The organism is Streptomyces sp. NPDC001222 (genome assembly GCF_042896945.1).
In the GTDB taxonomy this organism is placed as follows: domain Bacteria; phylum Actinomycetota; class Actinomycetes; order Streptomycetales; family Streptomycetaceae; genus Streptomyces; species Streptomyces gibsoniae.
In genome coordinates, this window is record NZ_JBIAXT010000062.1 from 1 (window position 1) to 22826 (window position 22826).

Sequence of the window (22826 nt, forward strand, 5' to 3'; positions counted from 1 at the left end):
TCTTCGAGCCGAACACGAGGACGATCACCAGAACCAGGAGCACCAGGTGCCACGGCTCAAGTGCGTTGCGGAACATAGTCTTCACCTTCTCACTGGGATGGGTGGGCTCGTGCCCCGGGCCGGGCCGGCCGGGGGGCGGGCTTTTGCCGGGGCTCTACTTGCGCATCATGGCGGGTTCGCGGCGCCGTAGCAGGCAGGCGACGGCCACTGCGAAGACGATTGACAGCAAGAGCAGCATGCCGGTGCTCAGCAGCCATGCGGCGGCCGTGTGTTGCAGGAGCGGATCGGTTTTCACCTTCTTGTCCGGGAGGACGGAGGCAAGCTGGATGGTTCCGGCCATCGCGGCGAACGCCCATCGGGAGGGCGCCAGCCATGCTGGGTATTCGACGATGGGCCTTCCGTGGAGTTTCACCAGGGCGCCGCAGAAGACCACCTGGACGATGGCCAGCAGTACGAGCAGCGGCATGGTCACCTCCTGTTTGTGTACGAGCGCTGAGAGGAGGAGGCCGAGCGTCATTGCCGCGAAAGCCAGGAGGGTCAGCACGAGGGTGATTTCGGCAAGCGGCGGCATCAGTACCCCCAGGCCCCGTGGCGCGTTCAGGTCGACACCGGAGAGTGCCACCATTGCGAGCACGGCGGCCTGGATCACTGTGATGGTGCCGAGGACCAGAATCTTGGACGTCACGTAGGCGGATCTGGACAGGCCGGCGGCTCGCTCCCGCTGGTAGATCACGTTTTCTTTGACCAGCTCGCGCACGGCGTTGGCCGCGCCGGTCAGTACGGCGCCGATGCACAGGACAAGCAGGGCGCTGGTTGCCGTGTCACGGTTGAGCCGGCTGCCGGCGATGAACCGGGTCAGGACGCCCATCACTGCAGGAAGCGCGATCATGACGCTCAGGAAGGTACGGTCGGTGCCAAGAACGGCAGCGTAGCGTCTGGCCAGCGTGCCGAGCTGGGAGCCCCACGTCTGTCGCCGCAGGGGTGGTCCTGCTCGCCGCGCCTGAGCCCGGGAGGCGGGTTGCTGCATGCTGAAGTCCGTGACGTACCGCTGATGGTGAGGTGAGTGCCGGTACTCCTTCGCCCATTCGCGGTCGCCCGCTGTCTCGAACGCCACGAATGCCTCTGGCCAGTCCGCGAAGCCGAGGAAGGGCAGGGCCTCGGACGGTGGTCCGTAGTAGGCGACTTCGCCGCCACGTGCGAGCACCAGCAGGAGGTCGCATTCGTCGAGGCTGAGCACGCTGTGGGTGACAACGATGACGGTTCGTCCATCGTCCGCGAGGCGGCGCAGCATGCGCATCAGCGAGCGGTCCATACCGGGGTCGAGGCCGGAGGTCGGCTCGTCGAGGAACAGCAGGGACGGCTTGGTCAGTAGCTCCAGGGCCACACTGACGCGTTTGCGCTGCCCTCCGGAGAGGCTGTGGATGGGCCGGTCGGCGCGTTCTCCCAGGCCCAGTTCCCGGATGACCTCCTCGACCCGTGCCTGCCGTTGTGCCGGCGCGGTGTCCTGCGGAAAGCGCAGCTGGGCCGCGTAACTGAGGGCGCGCCGCACGGGGAGCTGTGTGTGCAGGATGTCGTCCTGAGGGACGAGCCCGAGGCGCCGGTGGAGTTCGGCGTAGTTGCGGTAGAGGTCACGTCCGTCGTACAGCACCGTGCCGCGATCCGCTGGGCGCAGGCCCGTGAGGGCGTTGAGGAGCGTGGATTTTCCTGCCCCGCTGGGTCCGACTATCGCGAGCAGACACCTCTCGCCGACAGGAAAGGACACCTTGTGGAGGATCCTGTGGCCATGGCCCACGACCACAGTCAGGTCCTGGACATCGAGACAGACCTCGCCGGTGCCGGCATGCTCCCGCGGCTGATGGCCGGCAAGGCAGGCATCGCCCTCGCCGCCGCGGTGGAACGACTCCCGCTCGAACCCGTCGGGATGGTCCGTGCAGTCGAAGGCACAGCCGGGTGCCCGGAGCGATGTCTCACTCACAAGCCCGCCCGATACAGGAGGTGGGACACGGCCGAGGGCGCGGGCACGGGTGCGTACGCGCCACCGGCGCCGGCTGCCGTACCCCCGAGATGTGCGGGGGCGTTTGGGCCGGACGGACGCCCAGCCACTGCCCCTGGGAGCAACCACCGTCTGACACCGGGAACGGCTGATGAGTCTTCGCGCTCGGCCGCGATGCGTCTGCCGGCCTTTCCTGACGTGACCGTTCCTGCCGCCGGGTGGCGCGATGTCCACGCATGGCGGCCGGGCGTGGAGGGCGAGGCGGGTGGAGTTGGCCGGCTGCTGCGGGGGCGTGCCGGGTTTCGATCTCCTTGCGGGTCATGTGTCCTTCTTCCTGACGGGTCGGGGGAGGTTCAGGTTCCGGGGCGCCCGGCGGCCGTCCAGGCGGCGTACTCCTGGCGGACGTAGAGGCGACGTCCGGAGGCGAGCGTGATCGCGTCGGGGTGGAGCGGGCCGGCCACCAGGTCGGGATGGCGGCGGTCGTGCAGGACGAGTTGCTCGGCGGTTTCCGCGGCGGCTGCGACCGGGCCGGGGCCGGGGTCATGCAGGGCCATCCGGTCCATGAGGGCCGCCCGGCGTAGCAGCCAGGCCCGTTCGGCGGCCGTCGCGTCGACCGGGGGGCCGGTGACGGGCCTGGCCTGGCGGCCGTCGCGTTCGGCCCCGAGAGCGAGCACTCGGTGCATCTCGCGGCGCAGATCGGGCTCATTCGCGTATGCCTGGTGCGCTGGCGGGGCGCCGGTGTCCTCACGGCTGTTCGGGGTGAGGTCCACGGTCACCACTCCGCCGGTTCGCAGGGGCCGGCGCCGCAGCGTCGACACGGCACCGTGTCGTGGTCGGGGTGGCTGTGATCGAGGGCCGGTGGATGTGCCGCGGACCGCATGGGAGCCTGGGCCGGGCCCGGGCAGCTGTCGACGGGGCGCGGCTTGTGGGTCGCGAGGCCCCACTTGCGTGGCCGTCTGGTGACCCGGCACCGCAGCTCGCGCGGAACGCCCGGGCCGGTCATGTCGAGCACCTCAGGCAGGCGCGGACTTCGCAGCCGTTGCGCGTCCGGTGGATCTCGGTCGACTGAGCGAGGTACTGGACGATGCCGGTGCCGCGACCGTGTTCGTCGGGGGCGATGTCGGGGCGGGGGTGCTCCACGGCCGTGCCGGAGTCGCTGACCACGATGTGCAGGGTGCCGTGGTCGAGGACGAGCAGCAGGGTCATGCGCTCGTGGCCGTACTGGGCGGCGTTGGCGGCGAGTTCGTCGATGATGAGTACGGCGGAGTCCCGCTCGCTTGAGGGCACGCTCCAGGTCGCCAGCAGATCGGCCGCGAAGTGACGAGCGGCGGGGACGTGTGACTCCTGCGCGGGCAGGGTGAGCAGTGCCTGGTGGTCGCAGGGCTGGCCGAGCAGTGAACTCGGGCTGGGGGAGTCGGTCACAAACATGGTCTTCTGGCTCTTCTGTGGATGTGCGGAGACCGGAATGGGGGAGACCCGCCAACCCCTTCGGGGGCGGTCGGTGGGCCGGATCCTGTAGGGGCGCGCTCATTCAGTTCCACGGTCGAGGCACACGGAACGGTTCGAGTGGTTCGCCCCTTTTGCTGGATTTTTGCGGGTCACGTGAATGTCGATGGCCCGGCTGCACGCTCCGTCGGCGCACTCGTGCACCAAGTCGCTTGAGACCGTGCCGGTTCGCCGGAATCGGGGGTGAGTTCGACCAGCTCCCGGAAACCGTCGGCGCGCCGTGAGCAGGATCCGGGCCCCTGCGTGGTGGCCGGTCTGCCGTGGCCCGGACGCCGTGTGACGGTGGCGGGCCAGACCCTCGCGACCGGGACGCAGAACTGCCACCCCGGTGCCGACACAGTCCTTTGCTGACAGATTGTGCAGGCCGAGCAGCCGCAGCAGCCGACCGGTCCTGGGAACGTGTGGCACCACAGCTGCCAGCTCGACGACCGCATGCGGCCGCCCCTCGATCGGCTGGTCGTACACCCGGACGGCTTTCACCTCGATCAGTCCGGCCGCGCAGGTGACCTCTTCCGGTCTCTGGCAGCCGCTTGGGCCACCAGCCGCCACCACGCCCGTGGCGCTGATCAGCGTGCGGCCGGCGAGGTACCGGCGTCGGCCTGCGGGGCCGCCGTGCACGCGGCGCTCTCGTGCCGCCGTGCGCTCACACCCGACAGCCGCACGCGTGGCGGGGGCGGTGGGTGGACGCCCGAAGTGTGCCGCGGTCGGCCCTGTCGCGGTCGGTGCGCCTTTCCTGCGAGCCGCGCCGGGACGCGAGGAGGCGGTCGGTGCGCCAGGAGCCCGCCCCGTCGACGGGGCCGCATGGGCTCCCGTCGCTTCACGCGCGGATTGTGACGAGCTTCTGACCGTTGCCGGCGATGATCTCGAAGTGCTCGATGGTTCCCGGGGACATGGGAACCGCCCCTGGGATCGTGGTGCCGGGAGGGTACTCGCCTGCCCGCCAGGTGGCGCCGTCCGCCCTCGCTCCGCCGGGCCCGACCGCCTGCAGTCGGCAGGTGATTCCGGCGGGTGCCCCTTTGGCGGAGACCTGCAGGACACTGCCCCAGGCCGAGGGCGAGACCTTCACCGAGGCGGAGACGCCGGTGGTGGGATCGCTTCCGGAGAAGGTGCGCCAGGCGGTCGGCGCGGTCGGTCCAGGGGGCCTCGCCTGACTGCCCAGGGATCCGACAGTCGCCAGCCATGTGCCGCCGGCCGCTGCCGCGATGAACGTCAGTGAGGCGGCAGCGCCGGCCAGTTGCAGACGCCAGGTCCTGCGGCGCCGGGCCGCGGCCTGCTGAAGCAACCTCTCCAGCGCACCCCCCTGCGGCGCCTGTGACCCTGCGGGCACACCGGGCCGCTCGGGCGGGGAGCCCTGCGCGTCTTCGGCTGCCCGTGCCACCAGCCGGTCGGCCAGGTCGCCCTCGGCCGCCGGCACCGTCTGGCCTGAGGCTTCGGCTTCGGTCACTGTCGCCAGCAGCGCGGCACACCCCGCCAGCTGGGTGTGTTCGGCCCGGCAATCGGCGCATTGCGCGAGGTGGACGCGCACGCGTGCCATTTCCTCCGAGGGCAGCGTGCCCAGGACGTACCCTCCCAGCGCCAGCCGGAGGGCGTCGTGCTCCGCACTCATGGTCGCCGCCTCCTGCCCGCCATGGTCATGGCTCGATCCCCCGCTCCTGAAGCGCCAGCCGCAAGGCGTGCAGGGCGTAGTACGTACGTGACTTCACGGTGCCCAGCGGGATGCCCAGCACCTGTGCGGCCTCCGCCATGGTCCGACCCCGGTAGTAGGTCTCCAGCAGGACGGCGCGGTGGTCCGGGGACAGTGACCGGACGGCCTCGGCAACCGCCCAGCTCTGCAGCGCCTGCTCGATCTCGTCCTCGCCCGATTGCTGCTCGGCGGCTCGCTCCAGCGCATCGCCGCCGGCCTCGGCCGGCCTGGCCTGCCGGGCTCGGTGGGCGTCGATGACCAGATGCCGCGCGACCGTACACAGCCATGCCCGGGCCGGGCCGCGTGCGGGGTCGAACGCGGCGGGATGCTGCCACGCCCGCAGCAGCGTCTCCTGCACCACATCCTCCGCCCATTGCCGATCTCCCGAGGTCAGTCGCAGCACGTAGTGGAACAGGGGCCCTGCGTGCTCCGCGTACAGAGTGCGCAGCAGTTCCTCGTCTGCGGTCGAGAGGGTCCCTCTACCAGAGACACGGTGCGCGGAGCGATCCGGATCGGTCCTTGGACCACGTTTTCGGGGACTCCAGGGCATGGACCGATCATTACGCACATGTCCCACTTTGTCCCGTAATGCACGGCGCGGAGCAGATGGCGCTCTGCGGCCGCCGCAGGCCGATATGCCCGTGCCGCGCCGTACGGCGCCACCGGGTCAGGTGTGCGCGGCCCCGGGGGAGGCCGGCTTATCCGCGGCGACACCACGAGATCTCATAAAAAGTGCATATCTACCGAACCGTGGGACCACCGCCGTCCGTGGATGCGGACAAGGGCCCACTTACGCGTCATCCCTCATCGACTCCCATATGACAAAGGATGGGTCAGAGGTGACCGAGAAACGCCACGCCACGTGCTCCCGGCTCCGACCGCGATCAGCCCGCCCCCGTGGATCGAACTCGGCGGCACCACGCAGCCCCGGCCGATGCCCGGCGCACACCTCGTCGACGGCTCTACGCGGCTCTCGACACGCACAGCGGTCGAGGGCTGCGCAGCCTCGGGGGCAGAACTCCACCTGGCCCAGCGTGCGCACCATCCCTACGGGCACCGCCGACCGGCCCCGAGTCCCTCGCGGCTCCCCGCAGGGGGAACTGCCTCATGCCGCCTGCACCTTCGCGGCGCGCAAGGGCGGGTGTGCAGCGCGGGGGCGGATGTGCAGCGCGAGGCACGTCGAGGTCCGCGTCGGTACGGGGCAGCGCCCGTGCTCGTTCGGGGCCGTGAGGAGCGCGCACCCGTGAACACGACATCCACCCACATCCCTGCGGTTGCCTGCGCCCTCCGCCGGCGCAGCCCCCTCTCCGCCTGATCAGTGAGGAACGGACACCATGCACCTGAAATTCCGCACACCTGGCCGGCGATCACGCGCTGCGGCCGGACTGGCCGTCGCCACCGTCGCCACTGCCGGCGCACTGGGGCTCCTCAGCTCATGCGGCCAGTCGTCGCACTCCTCGTCCACCGGAGCCGGCACCATCACACCCGGGCCGGGTCAGCACCAGACGGCCGGGACGCCCGGGGCCACGGGGCCGGCGAACCCGGCGGGCACCGCTCCCGGCACCTCGCCGATGCCCAGCATGACCATGCCCATGAGTCCATCGAGCACGGGCGCGCCGGCCGCGCCGGTGACCGGGAACGCCGTGGCGATCAAGAACTTCGCATTCTCCCCGGCCAGTCTGAAGGTCAAAGTGGGCACGACGGTGACGTGGACCAATCAGGACACCGACGCCCACACCGTCACCAGCGCAGGATCGGGCGGGCCGTTGCATTCCGCCGCCCTGGCCACCCACGCCACCTACAACTACACGTTCACCAAACCCGGCACCTACGCCTACCTCTGCACCATCCATCCGTTCATGACCGGCACCGTGGAGGTGACCTGATGGCCGACTATCACGACACTCACGACGGCGCACTGGCCGACGACGTCCGTCGGCCCCCAAGCGAACACGGCATGACTCGACGCCAACTCATGCGGCATGCAGGGTGGTTCGGCGGTGCGGTGGTGCTGACCGTGGCCAGTGGGGAGGTGATCAGTCATATCGCGGACTCCCGGGGCACCAACGCCGGGGCCGCCGAGGCGGGAAGCGGCGCGCTGCGGTTCGTGCAGGTGTCCGACAGCCATATCGGTTTCCAGGGCCCGGCGAACACGGACGTGGCCGGCTCATTCACCGAAGCGATCAACCAGGTCAACTCGCTCGGATTCAGGCCTGACTTCGTCATGCACAGCGGCGACCTGACACACCTGTCCACGACCAGTCAGTTCGACCAGGTCAAGCAGATGATGGCCCGAATGAAGACAGACCGCGTCTTCACCGTACCGGGCGAGCACGACTCCATCGGCGATGCGGGCCGCGCCTATCGCCGGACCTTCGGCATGGGCACACTCGGCGACGGATGGTACAGCTTCGACACCCACGGCGTGCATTTCATCGCCCTGGTCAACACCCTGAGCCTCGAGAAGCTCGGCCACCTCGGCAACGACCAGATCGACTTCGTTCGCAAGGACCTCGCCGGGCTGTCGTCGGACACCCCCATCGTGGTCTTCAGCCACATCCCGCTGTTCGCCATGTACCCGCAGTGGGGTTGGAGCACCGACGACGCCCTCAAGGTGATCGCTCTCCTGCGCCGCTTCTCGTCCGTCACCTGTCTCAACGGGCACGTCCACCAGCTGTTCACCAAGACAGAGGGCAACATCACCTTCCACTCCGCCACCACCACCGCCTACCCCCTGCCCAAACCGGGCCGCGCCCCCGCCCCCACCCCGCAGGTCGTCCCCGCCCGACAGCTCAAAGACGCACTCGGCATCCGCAGCGTCGGCTACCGCCAAGGCGACCGCGAACTGGCCATCAAAGACCAGAGGCTGGCATGAACGTCCAAAGACTGCTCGTCCCCACCCTGCGGTCGGCGACCGCCGCAACCCTCGCGGCCGGCGGATACATCCACGCCCAGCTCTACATGGATGAGTACCGCTTCGTCCACATCATCGGCCCCTTGTTCCTGCTCCAGGCCAGCGCTGCCTTCGCCCTCGCTGCCCTGCTCATGATCAGGACACCCCCCTTGCTGCTGAGGGCCGTCGCGGCAGGGGTCGCGCTCGGCGCCCTCGGCGGCTTCACCGCTTCGCGCACCGTAGGCGTGTTCGGATTCACGGAGCACGGTCTGCAGCCCGCGCCGCAAGCCGTCCTCAGCCTCGTCGCCGAAACCGGCACGCTGCTGCTTCTCGCCATCTGGCAAGTGATCGTGACCGGACGACAGCGAGCTGCCCGACCGCCCGTCAGGACACCCACCTGGAACCGGGCGACCACCCGCACACCACCCAACTGAACCGCCAACACGAAGCCAGCCGGGATGCCTGCGGGCGTCGCACCGGTGGTCTTCACCGACCGCACCGCGTGCACGCCGGCGGACACCGCCGCATCCGCTCCGGCGACACCGTCATCGATCGAAAGTGGCGCGGCCAGGGCGCTGGGGAGCGGGCCTCAGAGGCTCGACCGGGCTGCTGGGACGGCGGCTGCACCCTCTTGCGCCTGTCGTTCGGCGAGTACGCGCACGACAAGGACCACCTCTACGCTGACAGCGCTCCGTCGTGGTCAGTGCAGACGGCAGGTTTGTTCGGGCCCACGTCCGCGGTCCGTTGGGCGGCGACAGGGACACGGAGGACGACCAGGGACTATGGGTGGTCCTTGCCGATACGGACGGAAGGGTGCTAGGAGGGGCGAACACCATGACCGTGGCCTCCGCGTCCGAGCACACGCCACACCCAGTGGCGCCTGAGTGGCTGTCGACGGAGGACGGTCAGGGTCGGTGCGGCGGTGGTGCGGTCGACGCGCGGACCACCAGGTCGACGGGCAGGAGCACCCTCTTGGGGACCCCGGTCCCGCGGTCCTCTCCTTCCAGCTGGTCGAGCAGGAGCCGGGCCGCCTCCGCGCCGAGCTCGTGATGAGGGACGTGCACGGTCGTGAGTGGAGGCTGGAACTCGTCGACGAAGCGCATATCGTTGAACCCGATGATCGACACGTCCTGCGGGCAGCGCAGGCCCCGTCGGCGCAGGGTGTGCAAGGTTCCCAGGGCGATGAGGTCGTTGCCGGCGACGATGGCCGTGATCGCCGGGGAGCGCTCCAGCAGCTCGTCGGCGGCGGTCGCCCCGGCCGCTTCCGAGTAGGAGGGCGCGTCGATGACCGGGCACGAGCCGGGGTCGATTCCGTGGGCGGCCAGAGCGGAGTGGAACGCCTGGGCGCGAACGACGCCGGGGGAGAGGGTCCGGGGACCGGAGACATGGGCGATGGCCGTGTGCCCGAGGCCGACGAGGTGGTCCACGGCCAGGCCGATGCCGGTGGCGTCGTCCCCGCAGACGCAGGGGAACAGCGGCTGGTCCGTGGTGCGGTTGATGAGCACCACGGCGATTCCCGCCTCGTGTGCCTCGCGCAGCAGCGGGTGGTCCCGGCGGGCGGTGGCCACGATGAACCCGTCCACCTGGCGGCCTGTCAGCGCCTGGAACTGCGTGCGCTCATGCGCCTCGTCGTTGTCGGTGTTGGCCAGGAGCGCGGTGTAGCCGCGTGGCAGCAGTACGTCCTCCATGCCGCGGACGAGGTGCGGGAACAGAGGGTTGGTGAGGTCCGGGATGAGCACGCCGACCGTCCGGGAGCGACTCGTGCGCAGGCTCCGCGCGGCGGCGTTCGGCGTGTAGCCCAGCTGCTTGGCGGCCGCGAGGACTCTGCGGACCGTCTCCGGATTGAGCTGGCCGCTCGAGTGCGGGCTGAGGGCACGCGAGGCGGTGGCCTTGTGCACCCCGGCCGCGCGCGCGACATCGGCCATCGTTGGTCGTCTGCTCATGCTTCACCGTAGTGCGCGGCAATGAGTGACCGCAACCGATTGCACCGTGGATCCGATGGGTGGATCTCGTTTGTACTTGACGCACCGGAGAGTTGCTGCCGGACCCGTTGACAAAGCCAGACCTGGGCCGCATGGTCTTCGCAACCGATTGCAGAGAGTCTCGAACGAGGCCACCACAAAACGACCCTGCTCGCCTGCAATCGAGTGCATGTCTGCCGTTAGCCCGACCTCCCAGATGGAGCAGGCCATGCCCTACCTCAGCAAGGAACGCCCTACCGTGGGCTGGATCGGCGCCGGCCGGATGGGCCGCAAGCTCGCCGAGCGCCTGCTGGCCGCCGGATTCGACGTCGCCGTGTGCAACCGCACCCGTGCCAAGGCCGAACAGCTCGCCGAGAGGGGCGCCACGGTTGTCGACCGGCCGTGCGAGCTCGCCGATCGCGACATCGTCTTCACGATGGTGTCCGCCTCCGCCGACCTGGAGGCCGTGACCCTGGGCGAGAACGGGGTGCTCACCGATCCGTCAGCCACCCCGGGCCTCATCGTGGACAACTCCACCGTCTCGATGGAGGTGTCGGCGCTCGTGCGCGGCGAGGCGGCCAAGCGCGGCACGGACTTCCTGGCCGCGCCCGTCAGCGGGAATCCCAAGGTCGTCGCCGCCGGACAGGCGACGCTCGCGGTCTCCGGACCGCGCACGGCCTTCGACGCCGCGCAGCCGCTCCTCGGCCGCCTCGGCCGTGGCTGCACCTACGTGGGCGAGGGAGAGACCGCGCGCCTGGTGAAGATCGCCCACAACGTCTTCCTCGGGGTCGTGATCCAGGCGCTCTCGGAGATCACCGTTCTGGCCCAGCAGGGCGGTGCGTCCCGCGCGGCCTTCCTCGAGTTCCTCAATGACTCCGTCATGGGCTCGGCCTTCACCAGATACAAGTCGCCGGCCCTGGTCAACCTGGACTTCGCACCGACCTTCACGATGCCGCTGCTGCGCAAGGACTTCGACCTCGGCCTCGCCGCCGCCCGTGAGCTGGAAGTGCCGATGCCGGTGGCCTCGGCGGCAGCCCAGCTCGTGGCGGCCGCGGTCGGTGCCGGACACCGCGAGGAGGACTTCGCGACGCTGATCCTGGAGCAGGCCCGGCGCTCCGGCATCGAGCTGACCCCGGAGAACGTCCCCGTCGACGACGGCCTGAGCCCGGCCGCCGCCCAGGAGGGCTGAGCCCGATGGCCGACACCAACGCCGTGCTGGCCCCGGGCCTCCCCTCCGCCGCAGCGCGGCCGATACCCGCCTACGGCCACAGCGCAGTCGACCACGAGCAGCGTGTCGACCACGACCGTCTGCGCACCTACCGGCTCTCCCGTGCCCGGGCGGCGCTGGAGTCGAGCGAGTGCGGTGCCTTCCTGCTCTTCGACTTCTACAACATCCGCTACACCACGCAAACCTGGATCGGCGGGGCGCTCGGCGACAAGATGACGCGCTACGCGCTGCTGACCCGCGACGCCGGTCCCGTACTGTGGGACTTCGGCTCGGCGGCGCGCCACCACCAGCTCTACGCACCCTGGCTGGCGCCGGCGGACTGCCGGGCCGGCATGCTCGGACTGCGCGGCGGGATCGCGCCGGCGGTCGGCCTCATGGAGGCGGCGGTCCGTGAGATCCGGGGCCTGCTGGAGGACGCGGGAGTCGCCGATCTGCCGGTCGGCGTCGACATCGTGGAGCCGCCGTTCCTCTTCGAGATGCAGCGTCAGGGGCTGCGGGTGGTCGACGCGCAGCAGTTGATGCTCGACGCGCGCGTGATCAAGAACCAGGACGAGATCGCATTGCTGTCCATGGCAGCGGCCATGGTGGACGGCGTCTACCAGGACATCGCCGAGGCGCTTAAACCGGGCGTTCGGGAGAACGAGATCGTCGCACTCGCCAACAAGCGCCTGTACGAGATGGGTTCGGACCAGGTCGAGGCGATCAACGCGGTCTCCGGCGAGCGGTGCAACCCGCATCCGCACAACTTCTCCGACCGTCTCATCCGCCCCGGCGACCAGGCCTTCTTCGACGTCATCCAGTCCTACAACGGGTATCGCACCTGCTACTACCGCACCTTCGGCGTCGGCAGTGCCACCGCCTCCCAGCGTGACGCCTACACCCGCGCCCGGGAGTGGATGGACGCGGCCATCGCCGCGGTGAAGCCGGGTGTCGGCACCGACGCCATCGCCCGGCTGTGGCCACGCGCGGAGGACTTCGGCTTCGCAGACGAGCGGGCGGCCTTCGGCCTCCAGTTCGGCCACGGCCTGGGGCTGGGCCTGCACGAGCGGCCGGTCATCAGCCGGCTCAACAGCCTGGAACATCCGGTCGAGCTCCAGGAGGGCATGGTCTTCGCCCTGGAGACCTACTGCCCGGCCGACGACGGCTTCTCCGCCGCACGTATCGAGGAGGAAGTCGTCGTCACCGCCGCCGGCCCGCAGATCCTGACGAAGTTCCCAGCCCAGGAGCTCTTCGTCGCCAACGCGTACTGAGCCCCCGGGGCCCCAGCCCGTCTCCACGCACGCCCGCGCGCACTGCACTCAAGGACGAGTCAGGAGAACGCACCATGAGACACCCCACCAACCCTCGCCTCACCCGCGCCGGCGGACGCCGGCTGTCCTTCCTCGCGGCCTGCTGCGCCGCACTCCTCGCCGCCGGTTGCGCATCGCCCGCCGGTGCCGGCTCTGGTCCGGCCGCAGGCGGGCACCGCGGCGGCCCCCTCGTGATCGGCGCCTCCGTCTCGCTGACCGGCGACTTCGCCGACTCGGGACAGGCGGTCGAACGCGGCTACCAGCTGTGGGCCGACCAGGTGAACGCCCACGGCGGCCTGCTCGGACGCAAGGTCCAGGTCAAGGTCGTCGATGATCTTTCCAGCCCCACCCAGGTCATCACCAACTACCAGAATCTCATCAATCGCGACCACGTGGACCTGGTCTTCGGCCCCTTCTCCAGCCTGCTCACCGTCCCGGCCTCGCAGGTGGCCCGCCGCTACGGCTACGCCTTCCTGGAGCCGGCCGGCGGCGGACCGAAGGTCTTCGCCCAGCACTTGCACAACCTGTTCTTCGTGCAGCCCGCGCCCAGCGTCGAATCCGGCAAGGTCTTCGCCGACTGGATCCTGTCTCTGCCGGCCTCGCAGCGCCCGAAGACCGCCGCCTACGCCGAGCTCGACGACCCGTTCGCGGGCCCCATCGCGGAGAACATCCGCACGGCCTTCGAGGCCGCCGGCATCCGGACCGTCTACAAGCAGATCTATCCGGCGGAGACGCAGGACATGTCGCCGGTCGTGTCGGGCATCGCCGCGGCCCACCCCGACGTACTCGTCGCAGGTACGCAGAACAACGACGCCTACGCCCAGGTCAAGAGCCTGGTGCAGCTACGGTTCAACCCGAAGTTCGTCTTCATGTCGAACGGCGCCAACTCGCCCAGGGAGTTCCCCGACAAGGTCGGCGCCGCCAACACCACGGGCATCACCTCGGCCGGCGACTGGTTCCCCACCTCCACCGCCCCCGGCAGCAGCGACTTCGCCGCCGCGTACGTGAAGAAGTACGGCGGCACCGTCGACACGATCGACAACACCTCGGCCGAGGCCTACGCCTGCGGCCAACTCCTGGAGAAGGTCGCTCGGAAGACCGGCAAGCTCGACAACGCCACGCTCATCAGCGCGCTGCACTCCGGCACATGGCCCACCCTGCTGGGCACCCTCGCCTGGAACTCCGACGGCGCGCCCACCGGTTCCTTCGCGCTGGTCCAGTGGCAGACGGGCAAGCTGGTCCCGGTCTACCCGACCGGCGTCGCACAGGCGAAGGCGGTCCACCCCAAACCGGCCTGGGGCGGGTGATCGCGTGCACGCGCTCGTCCAAGGCCTGATCCTGGGCCTGCTGACCTCCGGCGTCTACGCGCTGATGGCTTCCGGGCAGACCCTGATCTTCGGCGTGATGAAGGTCGTCAACCTGGCGCAGGGAGCCATGGTGATCCTCGGCGCCTACCTCGCGTACCAGTTGTTCACCTCCCTCGGCATCGATCCCTTCCTCGCCATCCCGATCACCACGATCGTCATGTTCGTGCTCGGGACCGCCATCCAGTGGCTCTTCCTCCGGCCACTGCGGCGCGAGGACCGCTCCGAGCTCAGCCTGCTGGTCACCTTCGCCGCGGCGCTGCTGCTCGAAGGCGTCATGAGCCTCACCTGGCACACCACCTACCGCAGCATCAATACCGGCTACAGCAACGACAGCTGGACGGTCCTCGGATTCCACATCACGCTGGTCAGGCTCTGGGCCTTCCTGTTGTCGCTCGCGGCCCTGGGTCTGCTGTGGCTGCTGCTGGAGCGCACCCGATTCGGCCGCGCCGTGCGGGCGACCGTGCAGAACCCGGAATCCGCTCTCCTGCTCGGCGTCGAGGCGGAGCGGGTGTCCGCGTTCGGATTCGGGCTCGGGTCGGCCACCGCCGCGGCGGCGGGTTCGGTGTACGGGCTGCTCTACTCCTTCAACTCGGGCAGCCACTACGACCTGATCTCCCGGCTGCTGTCCATCGTCATCCTCGGCGGTCTGGGCAGTGTCGGTGGCGCAGTCGCCGGAGCCGTGATCGTGGCCACATCCTCCGCCGTGGTGGCCGCGACGATCTCCCCGGCCTGGTCGGAGATGACCTTCTTCGTGCTGCTGCTCGCCATCCTGCTGATCCGGCCCCAAGGCCTGTTCGGCACGACCGCAAGAGGTGCCCTGTGAGAGTGCTGCGACACACCCGGGCCCCCGCCTTCTTCGCGGTCCTGGCCCTGCTGCCCGCCGTCAACCTCGCCCACTGGGCGATCAACCTGCTGATCTTCACCCTCATGTTCGCGGTGATGTCCAGTGCCTGGAACCTGATCGGCGGCTTCGGCGGCTACCCGTCGCTCGGCCACGCCGCCTTCTTCGGCATCGGGGCCTACACAGAGGCGATCTGGTTCGGGCACCACCCCGTCACCACCGGCTACGAGCCGCTCCTGCTGCTGCCGGTGGTCGGGCTGATCGGCGCGGCGGTCGGCCTCCCCATAGGGGCGGTGGCCATGCGGACCCGCGCCGACGTCTTCGCGATCGTCACCATCACGCTGCTGTTCGTGACCCAGGGCCTCGCTTTCAACCTGCCCGGCGTCACCGGCGGCGCGCAGGGCCTGGCCATCCCGCCGGCGCCGTTCTCCACAGCGACCTACGACCGCCCCTTCTACTACGTCCTGCTCCTGCTGCTGGCGCTGGCCATGGGGGTCACCTTCGCGGTGATGCACAGCAAGATCGGCCTCGGGCTGGCCACGGTGCGCGGGGACGAGGACAAGGCACGCGGGATCGGCGTCCGGGTCACCGGCATCAAGCTCCTCGCGTTCTGCGTCAGCGTAGGTCTGACGACCGTGGTCGGAGCGGTCTGGGCCTACTACGAGGGCTTCATCTACCCGCAGTTCGCCGTCGACCCCCTGATCACGATCGCGGTGGTGCTGATGACCTTCCTCGGCGGCCGGGCAACCCTCTGGGGTCCCGTGCTCGGCGCGTTCATCCTCGAGTCCGCTCAGCAGTACCTCGCCTACCGACTCGGCGGCAGCCAGGTCTACCTGATCGCCTACGCCCTGGTCTTTCTGCTCATCATGCTTCTGCTCCCGCGCGGCATCCTGCCCACCCTCCAGGACCGGCTGCGTCGGCGCAGAGGACGCCGCAAGGCCGACGATACGACCCGGACAAGCCTGGCCCGGCCGAACTCGACCCTCGCCACCGGGACGATCGGGGCGGGAGGGGAGCGGCCATGACCGCCATGCTCGAAGTCGACGGTCTCACCAAGGTGTTCGGCGGCCTGCGGGCCGTGGACGACTGCTCCTTCGACGTCGCCGAGAACAGCGTGACCGCCCTCATCGGTCCCAACGGTTCCGGAAAGACCACGCTCTTCAACATGATCACCGGCTATCTGCGCCCCGACGCCGGCCAGGTTCGCTTCCGAGGGCGCGACGTGACCGGCCTCGACAGCGGCCGCCTGTACCGGGCAGGACTGTCGCGCACCTTCCAGCAGGCGCGTGTCTTCCCACAGCTGACCGTCGTCGAGAACCTCGTCGCGGCCGGCGGCCACAACTGGCGGCAACTGCTGACGACGGCAAGGGTGGCGCGGACCGATCGCGAGCGGGCCGACCGGTTGCTGGACGAGTTCCGGCTGGAACCTGTGGCCGATCTCGCGGCCGCCGAGCTCTCCTACGGCCAGCGCAAGCTGCTGGAGTTCGCCGCGGTCCTCATGAGCGACCCGGCCCTGGTTCTGCTCGACGAACCGACCGCCGGGGTCAACCCGGTGATGATCGAGACCATGGAGCGGCACATCCGCGAACGCCACGCGGCCGGCACCACCTTCCTCGTCGTCGAGCACGACATGCCCTTCGTGATGCGGCTGTGCGACCCCGTGATCGTGCTCGACCAGGGACACCGGCTCGTCACCGGTTCACCTGCCGAGGTCCAGGCCCACCCCGACGTCCTCGACGCCTACCTCGGGAGCTGACATGGAGCCGCTGCTCACCCTCACCTCGGTGGTGGCCGGCTACGGCGCGGGCGACATCCTCAAAGGAGTCGACCTGACCGTCGAGACGGGCACCGTCACCTGCCTCGTCGGACCCAACGGAGCCGGCAAGTCCACGGTCCTGAAGACAGTCAGCGGCCTGGTCCGGCCGCGCGAGGGCACGGTCGTCCTCCAGGGCCGCGACATCACCCGGCTCTCCCCACGGGCCCGGCTCGACCTAGGAGTCGTGCACGTCCCGCAGGACCGCAGCCTCTTCCCCGCCATGACCGTGTGGGACAACCTGCTCATGGGCGGCTACAGCCTCAAGGACCGCGCCCTGCTCCGCCAACGGGTCGACATGGCCGTCGCGGCCTTCCCGCTGTGCGCCAAACGTGCCCGCGAGCATGCCGGATCGCTCTCCGGAGGAGAGCAGAAACAAGTGGAACTGGCCCGGGCCCTGGTGCTGGACCCCAAGCTGATCCTGCTCGACGAACCCTCGATCGGCCTGGACCCCAAGGCCCGACGGCTGGTCTTCGCCAGTATCCGCGAACTCGCCGCCGCGGGCCGCACCGTCCTGCTCGTCGAACAGAACGCCCGTTCCGGGCTCGCGGCCTCAGACGTCGGGGCCGTCCTCGAATCCGGCGTGGTTCGCCTCACCGCCGGCGGCACGCACCTGCTCGAGGACCCTGCCGTCGCCCGGCTCTACCTGGGCACCGCCCGATGACAGCCCCTCACCCCGCCCTGGAGGCACCGATGACCACGGCACCGCCCGTGCCTGACACCGCGACCAGACTGGAGCTCTACCGGCTCCAGGTGGAACTGCGCGCCTTCGAGAAACGCGCCCACGACCTCTTCCTGCAGAACCTGGTCAAGGGCACCAGCCACCTCTCCCTCGGCCAGGAAGCCATCGCCGCCGCCTTCGGGGTCGCGATGCGGCCCGGGGACTACACGTTCGCCACCTACCGCGGCCACGCCCACACCCTCGCCCGCGGCGTGCCGATGGGGCCCGTCCTGGCCGAACTGCTGGGCCGGGAGAACGGCCTCATGGCGGGCAAGGGCGGCTCCATGCACCTGACCAGCGTCGAGCACGGCATGATGGGCTCCTACGCCATCATCGGCGCCCACCTCCCGATCGCCTGCGGCGCCGCCTGGAGCGCGCAGTACCGGGGTACCGACCAGGTGGCCGTCGCCTTCTTCGGCGACGGCACGACCAACATCGGTGCCTTTCACGAGGCGCTGAACTTCGCGGTGATCTGGAAGCTTCCGGTGGTCTTCGTGTGCGAGAACAACCTGTACATGGAGTACACCCGCACCAGCACCATCACCGCCGTGCCGCGCCCCGCCGCCGACCGTGCCCCGGCCTACGGTCTACAGCCCGTCACCGTCGACGGCAACGACGCCGACGCCGTCCACGAGGTCGCGGTCATGGCCCTCCAGCGGGCCCGCAGCGGTGAAGGACCCACCATGATCGAGGCGCTCACCTACCGGCACGGCGGCCACTCCCGGGCCGACCCGGCCAAGTACCGCCCCGCGGCGGAGGTCGAGGAGTGGCTGAACCGCGACCCCGTCCCGGCCTACCGGCGGCGGCTGCTCGACCTCGGCGTAGCGGAGTCCGTCCTGAGCGACATCGAGGCCGGGTCCGCCCGCCTGGTGGACGAGGCCACCGAGCAGGCCAAGGCGGGACCCCAGCCGAGTGAGGACCTGGTGCTGAAGGACGTATGGGCTGACGGAGGTGCGACATGGCGCAACTGACCTATCGCGACGCGGTCGCCCGCGGCATCGCGCAGGAGATGCGGCGGGACGAGTCGATCGTCCTCCTCGGCGAGGACATCGCCGCCGCCGGAGGCGTGTTCAAGACGACGGCCGGCCTGCTCGACGAGTTCGGCCCGGCCCGCGTGCGCGATACCCCCATCTCGGAGCAGGCCATTCTCGGAGCCGCCATGGGTGCGGCCATGACAGGCCTGAGGCCCATCGCCGAGATCATGTTCTCCGACTTCTTCGCGGTGTGCTGGGACATCGTGGTGAACCAGATCGCCAAGTCCCGGTACATGACGGGTGGTCAGATGTCTTTCCCCCTGGTCATCAAGTCCGGCAACGGGGGCGGCCTGCGCTTCGGCGCCCAGCACTCCCAGGACATCGCCAACTGGGCCATGGCCGTCCCGGGACTGAAGGTGGTCGCCCCCTCCAGCCCCGCCGATGTCGTGGGCCTGATGGCCGCGGCCGTACGCGACCCCGACCCTGTCGTCTTCCTGGAGGCGAAGGGGCTGTACCCGACCAAGGCCGAGGTGCCCGAGGGTGACCTGGTCGACCAGCTCGGCACGGCGAAGGTGCTGCGGCACGGCGGGGACGTCACGCTCGTCTCGCTCGGCCTGATGGTGCCCCGCACGGTCGCCGCCGCCGAGCGGCTCCGGCAGCAGCACGGCATCGACGCCACCGTCATCGACCTGCGCAGCCTGGTGCCCCTCGACGTCAGGACGGTGCTGGGCTCCCTCGAGCACACCGGACGCCTGTTCACCGTCGAGGAGAACCCCCGCCTGTGCGGCTGGGGCGCTGAGCTGGTCTCGATCGTCGCGGAGGAGGGCTTCACCTCCCTGGACGGGCCGCTGGTGCGGATCACCACCCCGCATGTGCCGCTGCCGGCCGCCGACGCCCTGGAGGACGCGACCCTGCCCAGCATCGCCCGCATCGTCGAGACCGTCGCCAAGAGCGTCGACTGACCGGCTCGGGAGGCCGATCGTGATCACTGATATGGAGACACCCACTCGGTTGCTCATCGGCGGTCGGTGGAGGCCGGCTCGTGACGGCGGAACCCTGGAGGTGGTCGACCCCGCGCACGCCGAACCCTTCGCGGAGGTCGCGAACGCCACCGTGGAGGACGCGGTGGCGGCCGTGGACGCCGCCCATGCCGCGCTGGACGGCTGGCGGGCCACCGCACCGCGCCACCGCGGCGAGATTTTGCGGCGGGCTTTCGAGCTCATGACCGCGCGCGCCGAGTCGCTCGCGGAGCTCATCGTCCGGGAGAACGGAAAGGCCTTGGCGGACGCGCGGGCCGAAGTGGCATACGCGGCGGAGTTCTTCCGCTGGTACGCGGAGGAGGCGGTACGTGCGGCCGGGTCCGTCCTGACGGCGCCGGCCGGTACCAAAAAGATCATGGTGCTGCGCCGGCCCGTCGGCGTCGCGCTGCTGATCACGCCATGGAACTTCCCCGCCGCCATGGCCACCCGCAAGATCGGCCCAGCCCTCGCCGCGGGCTGCACCGTCGTCCTCAAGCCGGCCTCCGACACCCCGTCGACCGCCCTCGCGCTGGGGGCGCTGCTCGCGGAGGCAGGCGTGCCGGACGGTGTGGTCAACATCGTTCCCTCACGCCGCTCCGCCCGTATCGCCGAGGTCCTGCTCTCCGATCCCCGGGTCCGCAAGGTGTCGTTCACCGGGTCCACCGAGGTGGGGCGCGAACTGCTGCGCCAAGCGGCCGGATCGGTGGTGAACGCCTCCATGGAACTCGGCGGGAACGCCCCCTTCGTCGTCCTCGCCGACGCCGATCTCGACGAGGCGGTCGCCGGGGCGATGGTTGCCAAGATGCGCAACGGTGGAGAGGCGTGCACGGCTGCCAACCGCTTCTACGTACACGCCTCGATCGCCCAGGAGTTCGGCCGCCGCCTCGCCTCGGCCATGGCGGCGCTCACGGTCGGCCCCGGACTGAACGTGGGTGTCGACGTCGGACCGCTGGTGAACGAGGCGGCCCGGAAGAAGGTCGGCGAGCTCGTCTCAGGGACCGTCGACGCCGGGGCCCGGCTGCTCACCGGCGGCACGGCCCCTGACCGCGCCGGTTACTTCTACCTCCCGACCGTGCTGGGCGATGTCCCCCCGGACGCGCCCATCCTGACGGAGGAGATCTTCGGCCCGGTCGCGCCCGTCGTCTCCTTCGACCACGTCGACGAGGCGATCAGGATGGCCAACGACACCGAGTACGGTCTGGTGTCCTACGTCTACACCGGGGACCTGGCCGAGGGCCTTCGGGTGTCCGAGGCACTGGAGTCCGGCATGGTCGGCCTCAACCGCCCGGTCGTATCGGACCCGGCAGCCCCGTTCGGCGGCGTCAAACAGTCCGGCGTCGGACGCGAAGGCGGCCACGAGGGGTTGCTTGAGTTCACCGAGAGCAAGTACATCGCCGTGCACTGGTGAGCACAGGCACGGCCCGGTTCAGCAGGGACTACGTCTGACACCACGAGCATGGGGGAACCACGGTCGTGAGCGGACAACGCACAACGGAACGGCCCCTGACCGTCTTGACCGGTCAGGGGCCGCTCACCTGGCTCTGGGGGAGCAGACACCGTGCTGGGCAGCGCCGGCGCCCCGGCACGGGCGGGCCCATCCCTGTTGCCGGTCCGGGCTCACTTCAGGTGAGGATGCAGGCATGAGAATGCCTTTCGGTCATCCGAGCCTGCGCCACCATCTGTCGTACCAGCAGCGCCCGATGACGAGCGATCACGGGGTGGTCGCCCGTTTCCTCGGCACCAGTTCCGTTCTCCTGTCGGACGGGGAGACCTCCGTGCTCAGTGACGGGTTCGTCACCCGGCCGGGGATGCTGCGCGTCGCCCTGGGCAGGATCGCGCCCGACCGCTCTCTTGTGCACGCCACGATCGACCGACTGCGGGTGAAGAGTCTGGCCGCGGTGGTCTGCGCTCACTCCCATTACGATCACGCCCTGGATGCGCCGGTGTGGGCGCTGGAGACCGGCGCGGAGCTGGTCGGATCGCCCTCCACCGCGAACATCGGCCGCGGCCTGGGAGTGCCGGAGTCGTCCCTGCGCGTGGTCGCGGACGGGGAGGCCGTCTCCTACGGCCGCTTCGACCTCACCTTCCTGGACTCCGTGCACAGCCCCGGTGACCGCTATCCCGGCACCGTCGACCGGCCCCTTGTGCCACCGGCCCGGGCCGGTGCATGGAAGACCGGCACCGCCTACAGCGTGCTCGTCGCCCATCCGACGGGCCGCATCCTGCTGCACGCCAGTGCCAACTTCCGCCCCGGCGCACTGCGAGGCCGGTCCGCCGACGTCGTCTATCTCGGCATCGGCAATCTGGGCAAGCAGTCGACCGAGTTCCTGCGTACGTACTGGGACGAGGTCGTGGCCGCGACCGGGGCCCGCCGGGTCGTCCTGGTGCACTGGGACGACTTCTTCGTCGGTCTGCACCGGCCCCTGAGGCCCATGCCCTATTTCCTGGACGACATCGACGCCACGATGAGCCGACTGCTGCCCCTGGCCCGCCGCGACGGTGTCGACGTCGTCCTCCCCGTCGCCTGGCAGCCGAGCGCCCCTCTCGCCGACCTACCGTGAAGGCGCGCGTCGGCAGGGCCGCGCGAGGCCGGACAGTCCATCTTCCGGCCCGCGCTCACGAAGTGACCCTGCGGGAGCGACGGGCGCCACGTGCTCAGACGGCGTCCCCCCTCCGTTCACCACCAGGCTCCGCCGATCGATGTCCCGTCGGCGATTGCGGGAATTCCGTACCTGGCGGCGAGGAAGGGCGCGCTCAGTGACGGTGCGAGCAGTCAGTGCGGAGCGGGGCAGGGTCATGACTTGGTGCCCGTGAGGCCGGGCGGGGCCGTGGACTGAGCCCCGCCCGGTTGATCAACCCATCGGTGATGTCAGCGCAGTCCGAAGGCGCGGGTGATCGTCTGGGAGACGGTGTTCCCGGCGTTGTCCCGGGCGGTGGTCCGGAGGGTGGCGAAGTCCGCCGACTTCGGCGCGCTCAGGTCGGTTCGCGGGCAGGTCGCTCGTGTGCCAGGTCCTGCCGTCGTCGTAGGACACCTTCAGGGAGAGCTTCCCGATGGCGGCGGTGGTGCCGGGTAGGTGCGAGGCGGTGACCGTCAGCTCGGCACGCCTGTCGGCTCGGCCCGCCGTGTCGGTGTCCACACCATAGTCGAGCTGGATCAGTGGCAGGGACTGGGTCGACTCGGCCCCGGTGGCCGCGGAGGTGAAGTTCCACTGCAGAGCGGGCCGCCGCGCAGGAATCATGGGTGAGCTCGGACCAGAACGCCGAGGACTGCTTGCGGTTCTGCGCAAGGGCGGCACCCTGGCCGGCCGCGGCCGGAGAAGGCGAGGTCCCAACTGTCCACGGAGACCGCGTCGGGCAGCAGCAGGGTGAGCGCGACGGAGGCGGGCCGTGCAACAGGCGCGAAATCTGACTACCACTGGGTCCGCATCGTGCCGGTGGGGTTGGTCACGTCCGCTGGAGTGGTGTATCGACGGCCACTCGGTGATCTCTTTTTGAGGCTATGCGGTGAGTTCGGTGGGCAGGGTGGTCTCGTCGGTT

The 22826-nt window shown here is 69.9% G+C and carries 21 protein-coding genes and 1 pseudogene; 14 read left to right on the plus strand and 8 right to left on the minus strand.

What is annotated here, in order from left to right; genetic code table 11:
- Window positions 1–154: 154 nt before the first annotated feature.
- The 6 genes and pseudogenes from ACFY2Z_RS40255 to ACFY2Z_RS40280 all read right to left on the minus strand — a co-directional run.
- Window positions 155–1885, minus strand: a pseudogene (locus ACFY2Z_RS40255) (ATP-binding cassette domain-containing protein); the annotation flags it as partial.
- A 461-nt stretch (window positions 1886–2346) separates the two neighbouring features.
- Window positions 2347–2763: a hypothetical protein gene (locus ACFY2Z_RS40260; protein WP_390748957.1), complete on the minus strand. Its 417-nt coding sequence runs from the start codon at window positions 2761–2763 to the stop codon at window positions 2347–2349.
- A gap of 229 nt (window positions 2764–2992) precedes the next feature.
- Entirely contained in the window at window positions 2993–3421 is a 429-nt protein-coding gene (locus ACFY2Z_RS40265) for an ATP-binding protein (RefSeq protein WP_390748958.1), read from the minus strand.
- 895 nt (window positions 3422–4316) lie between these two features.
- Window positions 4317–5105 (minus strand): zf-HC2 domain-containing protein, encoded by a 789-nt coding sequence (locus ACFY2Z_RS40270; RefSeq protein WP_390748959.1) that lies wholly within the window; start codon window positions 5103–5105, stop codon window positions 4317–4319.
- A gap of 25 nt (window positions 5106–5130) precedes the next feature.
- Window positions 5131–5733 (minus strand): sigma-70 family RNA polymerase sigma factor, encoded by a 603-nt coding sequence (locus tag ACFY2Z_RS40275; RefSeq protein WP_390748960.1) that lies wholly within the window; start codon window positions 5731–5733, stop codon window positions 5131–5133.
- A 945-nt stretch (window positions 5734–6678) separates the two neighbouring features.
- Entirely contained in the window at window positions 6679–6837 is a 159-nt protein-coding gene (locus ACFY2Z_RS40280) for a hypothetical protein (RefSeq protein WP_390748961.1), read from the minus strand.
- Here ACFY2Z_RS40280 and ACFY2Z_RS40285 point away from each other — a divergent pair.
- From ACFY2Z_RS40285 to ACFY2Z_RS40295, 3 genes are read left to right on the plus strand one after another with little or no spacing between them, the layout of a single operon-like run.
- Window positions 6827–7069 carry a plastocyanin/azurin family copper-binding protein gene (locus ACFY2Z_RS40285; protein ID WP_390748962.1) on the plus strand — a complete coding sequence of 81 codons (243 nt, stop codon included), beginning with the start codon at window positions 6827–6829 and terminating at the stop codon, window positions 7067–7069. The genes ACFY2Z_RS40280 and ACFY2Z_RS40285 overlap by 11 nt on opposite strands.
- Window positions 7069–8058, plus strand: a complete 990-nt coding sequence (locus ACFY2Z_RS40290) for a metallophosphoesterase family protein (RefSeq protein WP_390748963.1) — start codon at window positions 7069–7071, stop codon at window positions 8056–8058. The genes ACFY2Z_RS40285 and ACFY2Z_RS40290 overlap by 1 nt, the downstream gene beginning before the upstream one ends.
- Window positions 8055–8510: a hypothetical protein gene (locus tag ACFY2Z_RS40295; protein ID WP_390748964.1), complete on the plus strand. Its 456-nt coding sequence runs from the start codon at window positions 8055–8057 to the stop codon at window positions 8508–8510. Before ACFY2Z_RS40290 ends, ACFY2Z_RS40295 begins: the two co-directional genes overlap by 4 nt.
- A 471-nt stretch (window positions 8511–8981) precedes the next feature.
- Here ACFY2Z_RS40295 and ACFY2Z_RS40300 read toward each other — a convergent pair whose 3' ends face one another.
- Window positions 8982–10019, minus strand: a complete 1038-nt coding sequence (locus ACFY2Z_RS40300) for a LacI family DNA-binding transcriptional regulator (RefSeq protein ID WP_390748965.1) — start codon at window positions 10017–10019, stop codon at window positions 8982–8984.
- 208 nt (window positions 10020–10227) lie between these two features.
- Between ACFY2Z_RS40300 and ACFY2Z_RS40305 the strand changes: the two genes are divergently transcribed.
- From ACFY2Z_RS40305 to ACFY2Z_RS40355, 11 genes are all read left to right on the plus strand, one after another.
- Complete coding sequence (locus tag ACFY2Z_RS40305) at window positions 10228–11226, plus strand: NAD(P)-dependent oxidoreductase (RefSeq protein ID WP_390748966.1); 999 nt, start codon at window positions 10228–10230, stop codon at window positions 11224–11226.
- Window positions 11227–11231: 5 nt separating this feature from the next.
- Window positions 11232–12515 carry a M24 family metallopeptidase gene (locus tag ACFY2Z_RS40310; RefSeq protein ID WP_390748967.1) on the plus strand — a complete coding sequence of 428 codons (1284 nt, stop codon included), beginning with the start codon at window positions 11232–11234 and terminating at the stop codon, window positions 12513–12515.
- Window positions 12516–12589: 74 nt separating this feature from the next.
- Window positions 12590–13861 (plus strand): amino acid ABC transporter substrate-binding protein, encoded by a 1272-nt coding sequence (locus ACFY2Z_RS40315; protein WP_390748968.1) that lies wholly within the window; start codon window positions 12590–12592, stop codon window positions 13859–13861.
- 4 nt (window positions 13862–13865) lie between these two features.
- Window positions 13866–14744, plus strand: coding sequence for a branched-chain amino acid ABC transporter permease (locus ACFY2Z_RS40320; protein ID WP_390748969.1), 879 nt, complete (start codon window positions 13866–13868; stop codon window positions 14742–14744).
- A gap of 2 nt (window positions 14745–14746) precedes the next feature.
- Window positions 14747–15787, plus strand: a complete 1041-nt coding sequence (locus ACFY2Z_RS40325; protein ID WP_390748970.1) for a branched-chain amino acid ABC transporter permease — start codon at window positions 14747–14749, stop codon at window positions 15785–15787.
- Window positions 15784–16518, plus strand: coding sequence for an ABC transporter ATP-binding protein (locus ACFY2Z_RS40330; protein ID WP_390748971.1), 735 nt, complete (start codon window positions 15784–15786; stop codon window positions 16516–16518). The genes ACFY2Z_RS40325 and ACFY2Z_RS40330 overlap by 4 nt, the downstream gene beginning before the upstream one ends.
- Before the next feature lies 1 nt (window position 16519).
- Window positions 16520–17239, plus strand: coding sequence for an ABC transporter ATP-binding protein (locus tag ACFY2Z_RS40335; RefSeq protein WP_390748972.1), 720 nt, complete (start codon window positions 16520–16522; stop codon window positions 17237–17239).
- A 29-nt stretch (window positions 17240–17268) separates the two neighbouring features.
- A complete protein-coding gene (locus tag ACFY2Z_RS40340) occupies window positions 17269–18267 on the plus strand; it encodes a thiamine pyrophosphate-dependent dehydrogenase E1 component subunit alpha (protein ID WP_390748973.1) in 999 nt (332 codons plus the stop codon).
- On the plus strand, window positions 18255–19232 hold the full coding sequence (locus ACFY2Z_RS40345; RefSeq protein ID WP_390748974.1) for an alpha-ketoacid dehydrogenase subunit beta: 978 nt from the start codon (window positions 18255–18257) through the stop codon (window positions 19230–19232). Before ACFY2Z_RS40340 ends, ACFY2Z_RS40345 begins: the two co-directional genes overlap by 13 nt.
- A 31-nt stretch (window positions 19233–19263) precedes the next feature.
- Entirely contained in the window at window positions 19264–20697 is a 1434-nt protein-coding gene (locus ACFY2Z_RS40350; protein ID WP_390748975.1) for an NAD-dependent succinate-semialdehyde dehydrogenase, read from the plus strand.
- A 232-nt stretch (window positions 20698–20929) separates the two neighbouring features.
- Window positions 20930–21850 carry an MBL fold metallo-hydrolase gene (locus ACFY2Z_RS40355; protein WP_390748976.1) on the plus strand — a complete coding sequence of 307 codons (921 nt, stop codon included), beginning with the start codon at window positions 20930–20932 and terminating at the stop codon, window positions 21848–21850.
- Between the two features lie 291 nt (window positions 21851–22141).
- Here ACFY2Z_RS40355 and ACFY2Z_RS40360 read toward each other — a convergent pair whose 3' ends face one another.
- The gene (locus ACFY2Z_RS40360; RefSeq protein WP_390748977.1) at window positions 22142–22528 is read right to left on the minus strand and encodes a hypothetical protein; all 387 of its coding nucleotides are present in this window, start codon (window positions 22526–22528) and stop codon (window positions 22142–22144) included.
- Between the last annotated feature and the right edge of the window lie 298 nt (window positions 22529–22826).

Coding starts and splice junctions, on each gene's coding strand:
- ACFY2Z_RS40295 (WP_390748964.1), top strand. CDS start 8,055: ATGAACGTCCAAAGACTGCTCGTCCCCACCCTGCGGTCGGCGACCGCC.
- ACFY2Z_RS40300 (WP_390748965.1), bottom strand. CDS start 10,019: ATGAGCAGACGACCAACGATGGCCGATGTCGCGCGCGCGGCCGGGGTG.
- ACFY2Z_RS40330 (WP_390748971.1), top strand. CDS start 15,784: ATGACCGCCATGCTCGAAGTCGACGGTCTCACCAAGGTGTTCGGCGGC.
- ACFY2Z_RS40275 (WP_390748960.1), bottom strand. CDS start 5,733: ATGCCCTGGAGTCCCCGAAAACGTGGTCCAAGGACCGATCCGGATCGC.
- ACFY2Z_RS40340 (WP_390748973.1), top strand. CDS start 17,269: ATGACCACGGCACCGCCCGTGCCTGACACCGCGACCAGACTGGAGCTC.
- ACFY2Z_RS40355 (WP_390748976.1), top strand. CDS start 20,930: ATGAGAATGCCTTTCGGTCATCCGAGCCTGCGCCACCATCTGTCGTAC.
- ACFY2Z_RS40270 (WP_390748959.1), bottom strand. CDS start 5,105: ATGAGTGCGGAGCACGACGCCCTCCGGCTGGCGCTGGGAGGGTACGTC.
- ACFY2Z_RS40345 (WP_390748974.1), top strand. CDS start 18,255: ATGGCGCAACTGACCTATCGCGACGCGGTCGCCCGCGGCATCGCGCAG.
- ACFY2Z_RS40315 (WP_390748968.1), top strand. CDS start 12,590: ATGAGACACCCCACCAACCCTCGCCTCACCCGCGCCGGCGGACGCCGG.
- ACFY2Z_RS40265 (WP_390748958.1), bottom strand. CDS start 3,421: ATGTTTGTGACCGACTCCCCCAGCCCGAGTTCACTGCTCGGCCAGCCC.
- ACFY2Z_RS40350 (WP_390748975.1), top strand. CDS start 19,264: ATGGAGACACCCACTCGGTTGCTCATCGGCGGTCGGTGGAGGCCGGCT.
- ACFY2Z_RS40290 (WP_390748963.1), top strand. CDS start 7,069: ATGGCCGACTATCACGACACTCACGACGGCGCACTGGCCGACGACGTC.
- ACFY2Z_RS40305 (WP_390748966.1), top strand. CDS start 10,228: ATGTCTGCCGTTAGCCCGACCTCCCAGATGGAGCAGGCCATGCCCTAC.
- ACFY2Z_RS40360 (WP_390748977.1), bottom strand. CDS start 22,528: ATGATTCCTGCGCGGCGGCCCGCTCTGCAGTGGAACTTCACCTCCGCG.
- ACFY2Z_RS40310 (WP_390748967.1), top strand. CDS start 11,232: ATGGCCGACACCAACGCCGTGCTGGCCCCGGGCCTCCCCTCCGCCGCA.
- ACFY2Z_RS40335 (WP_390748972.1), top strand. CDS start 16,520: ATGGAGCCGCTGCTCACCCTCACCTCGGTGGTGGCCGGCTACGGCGCG.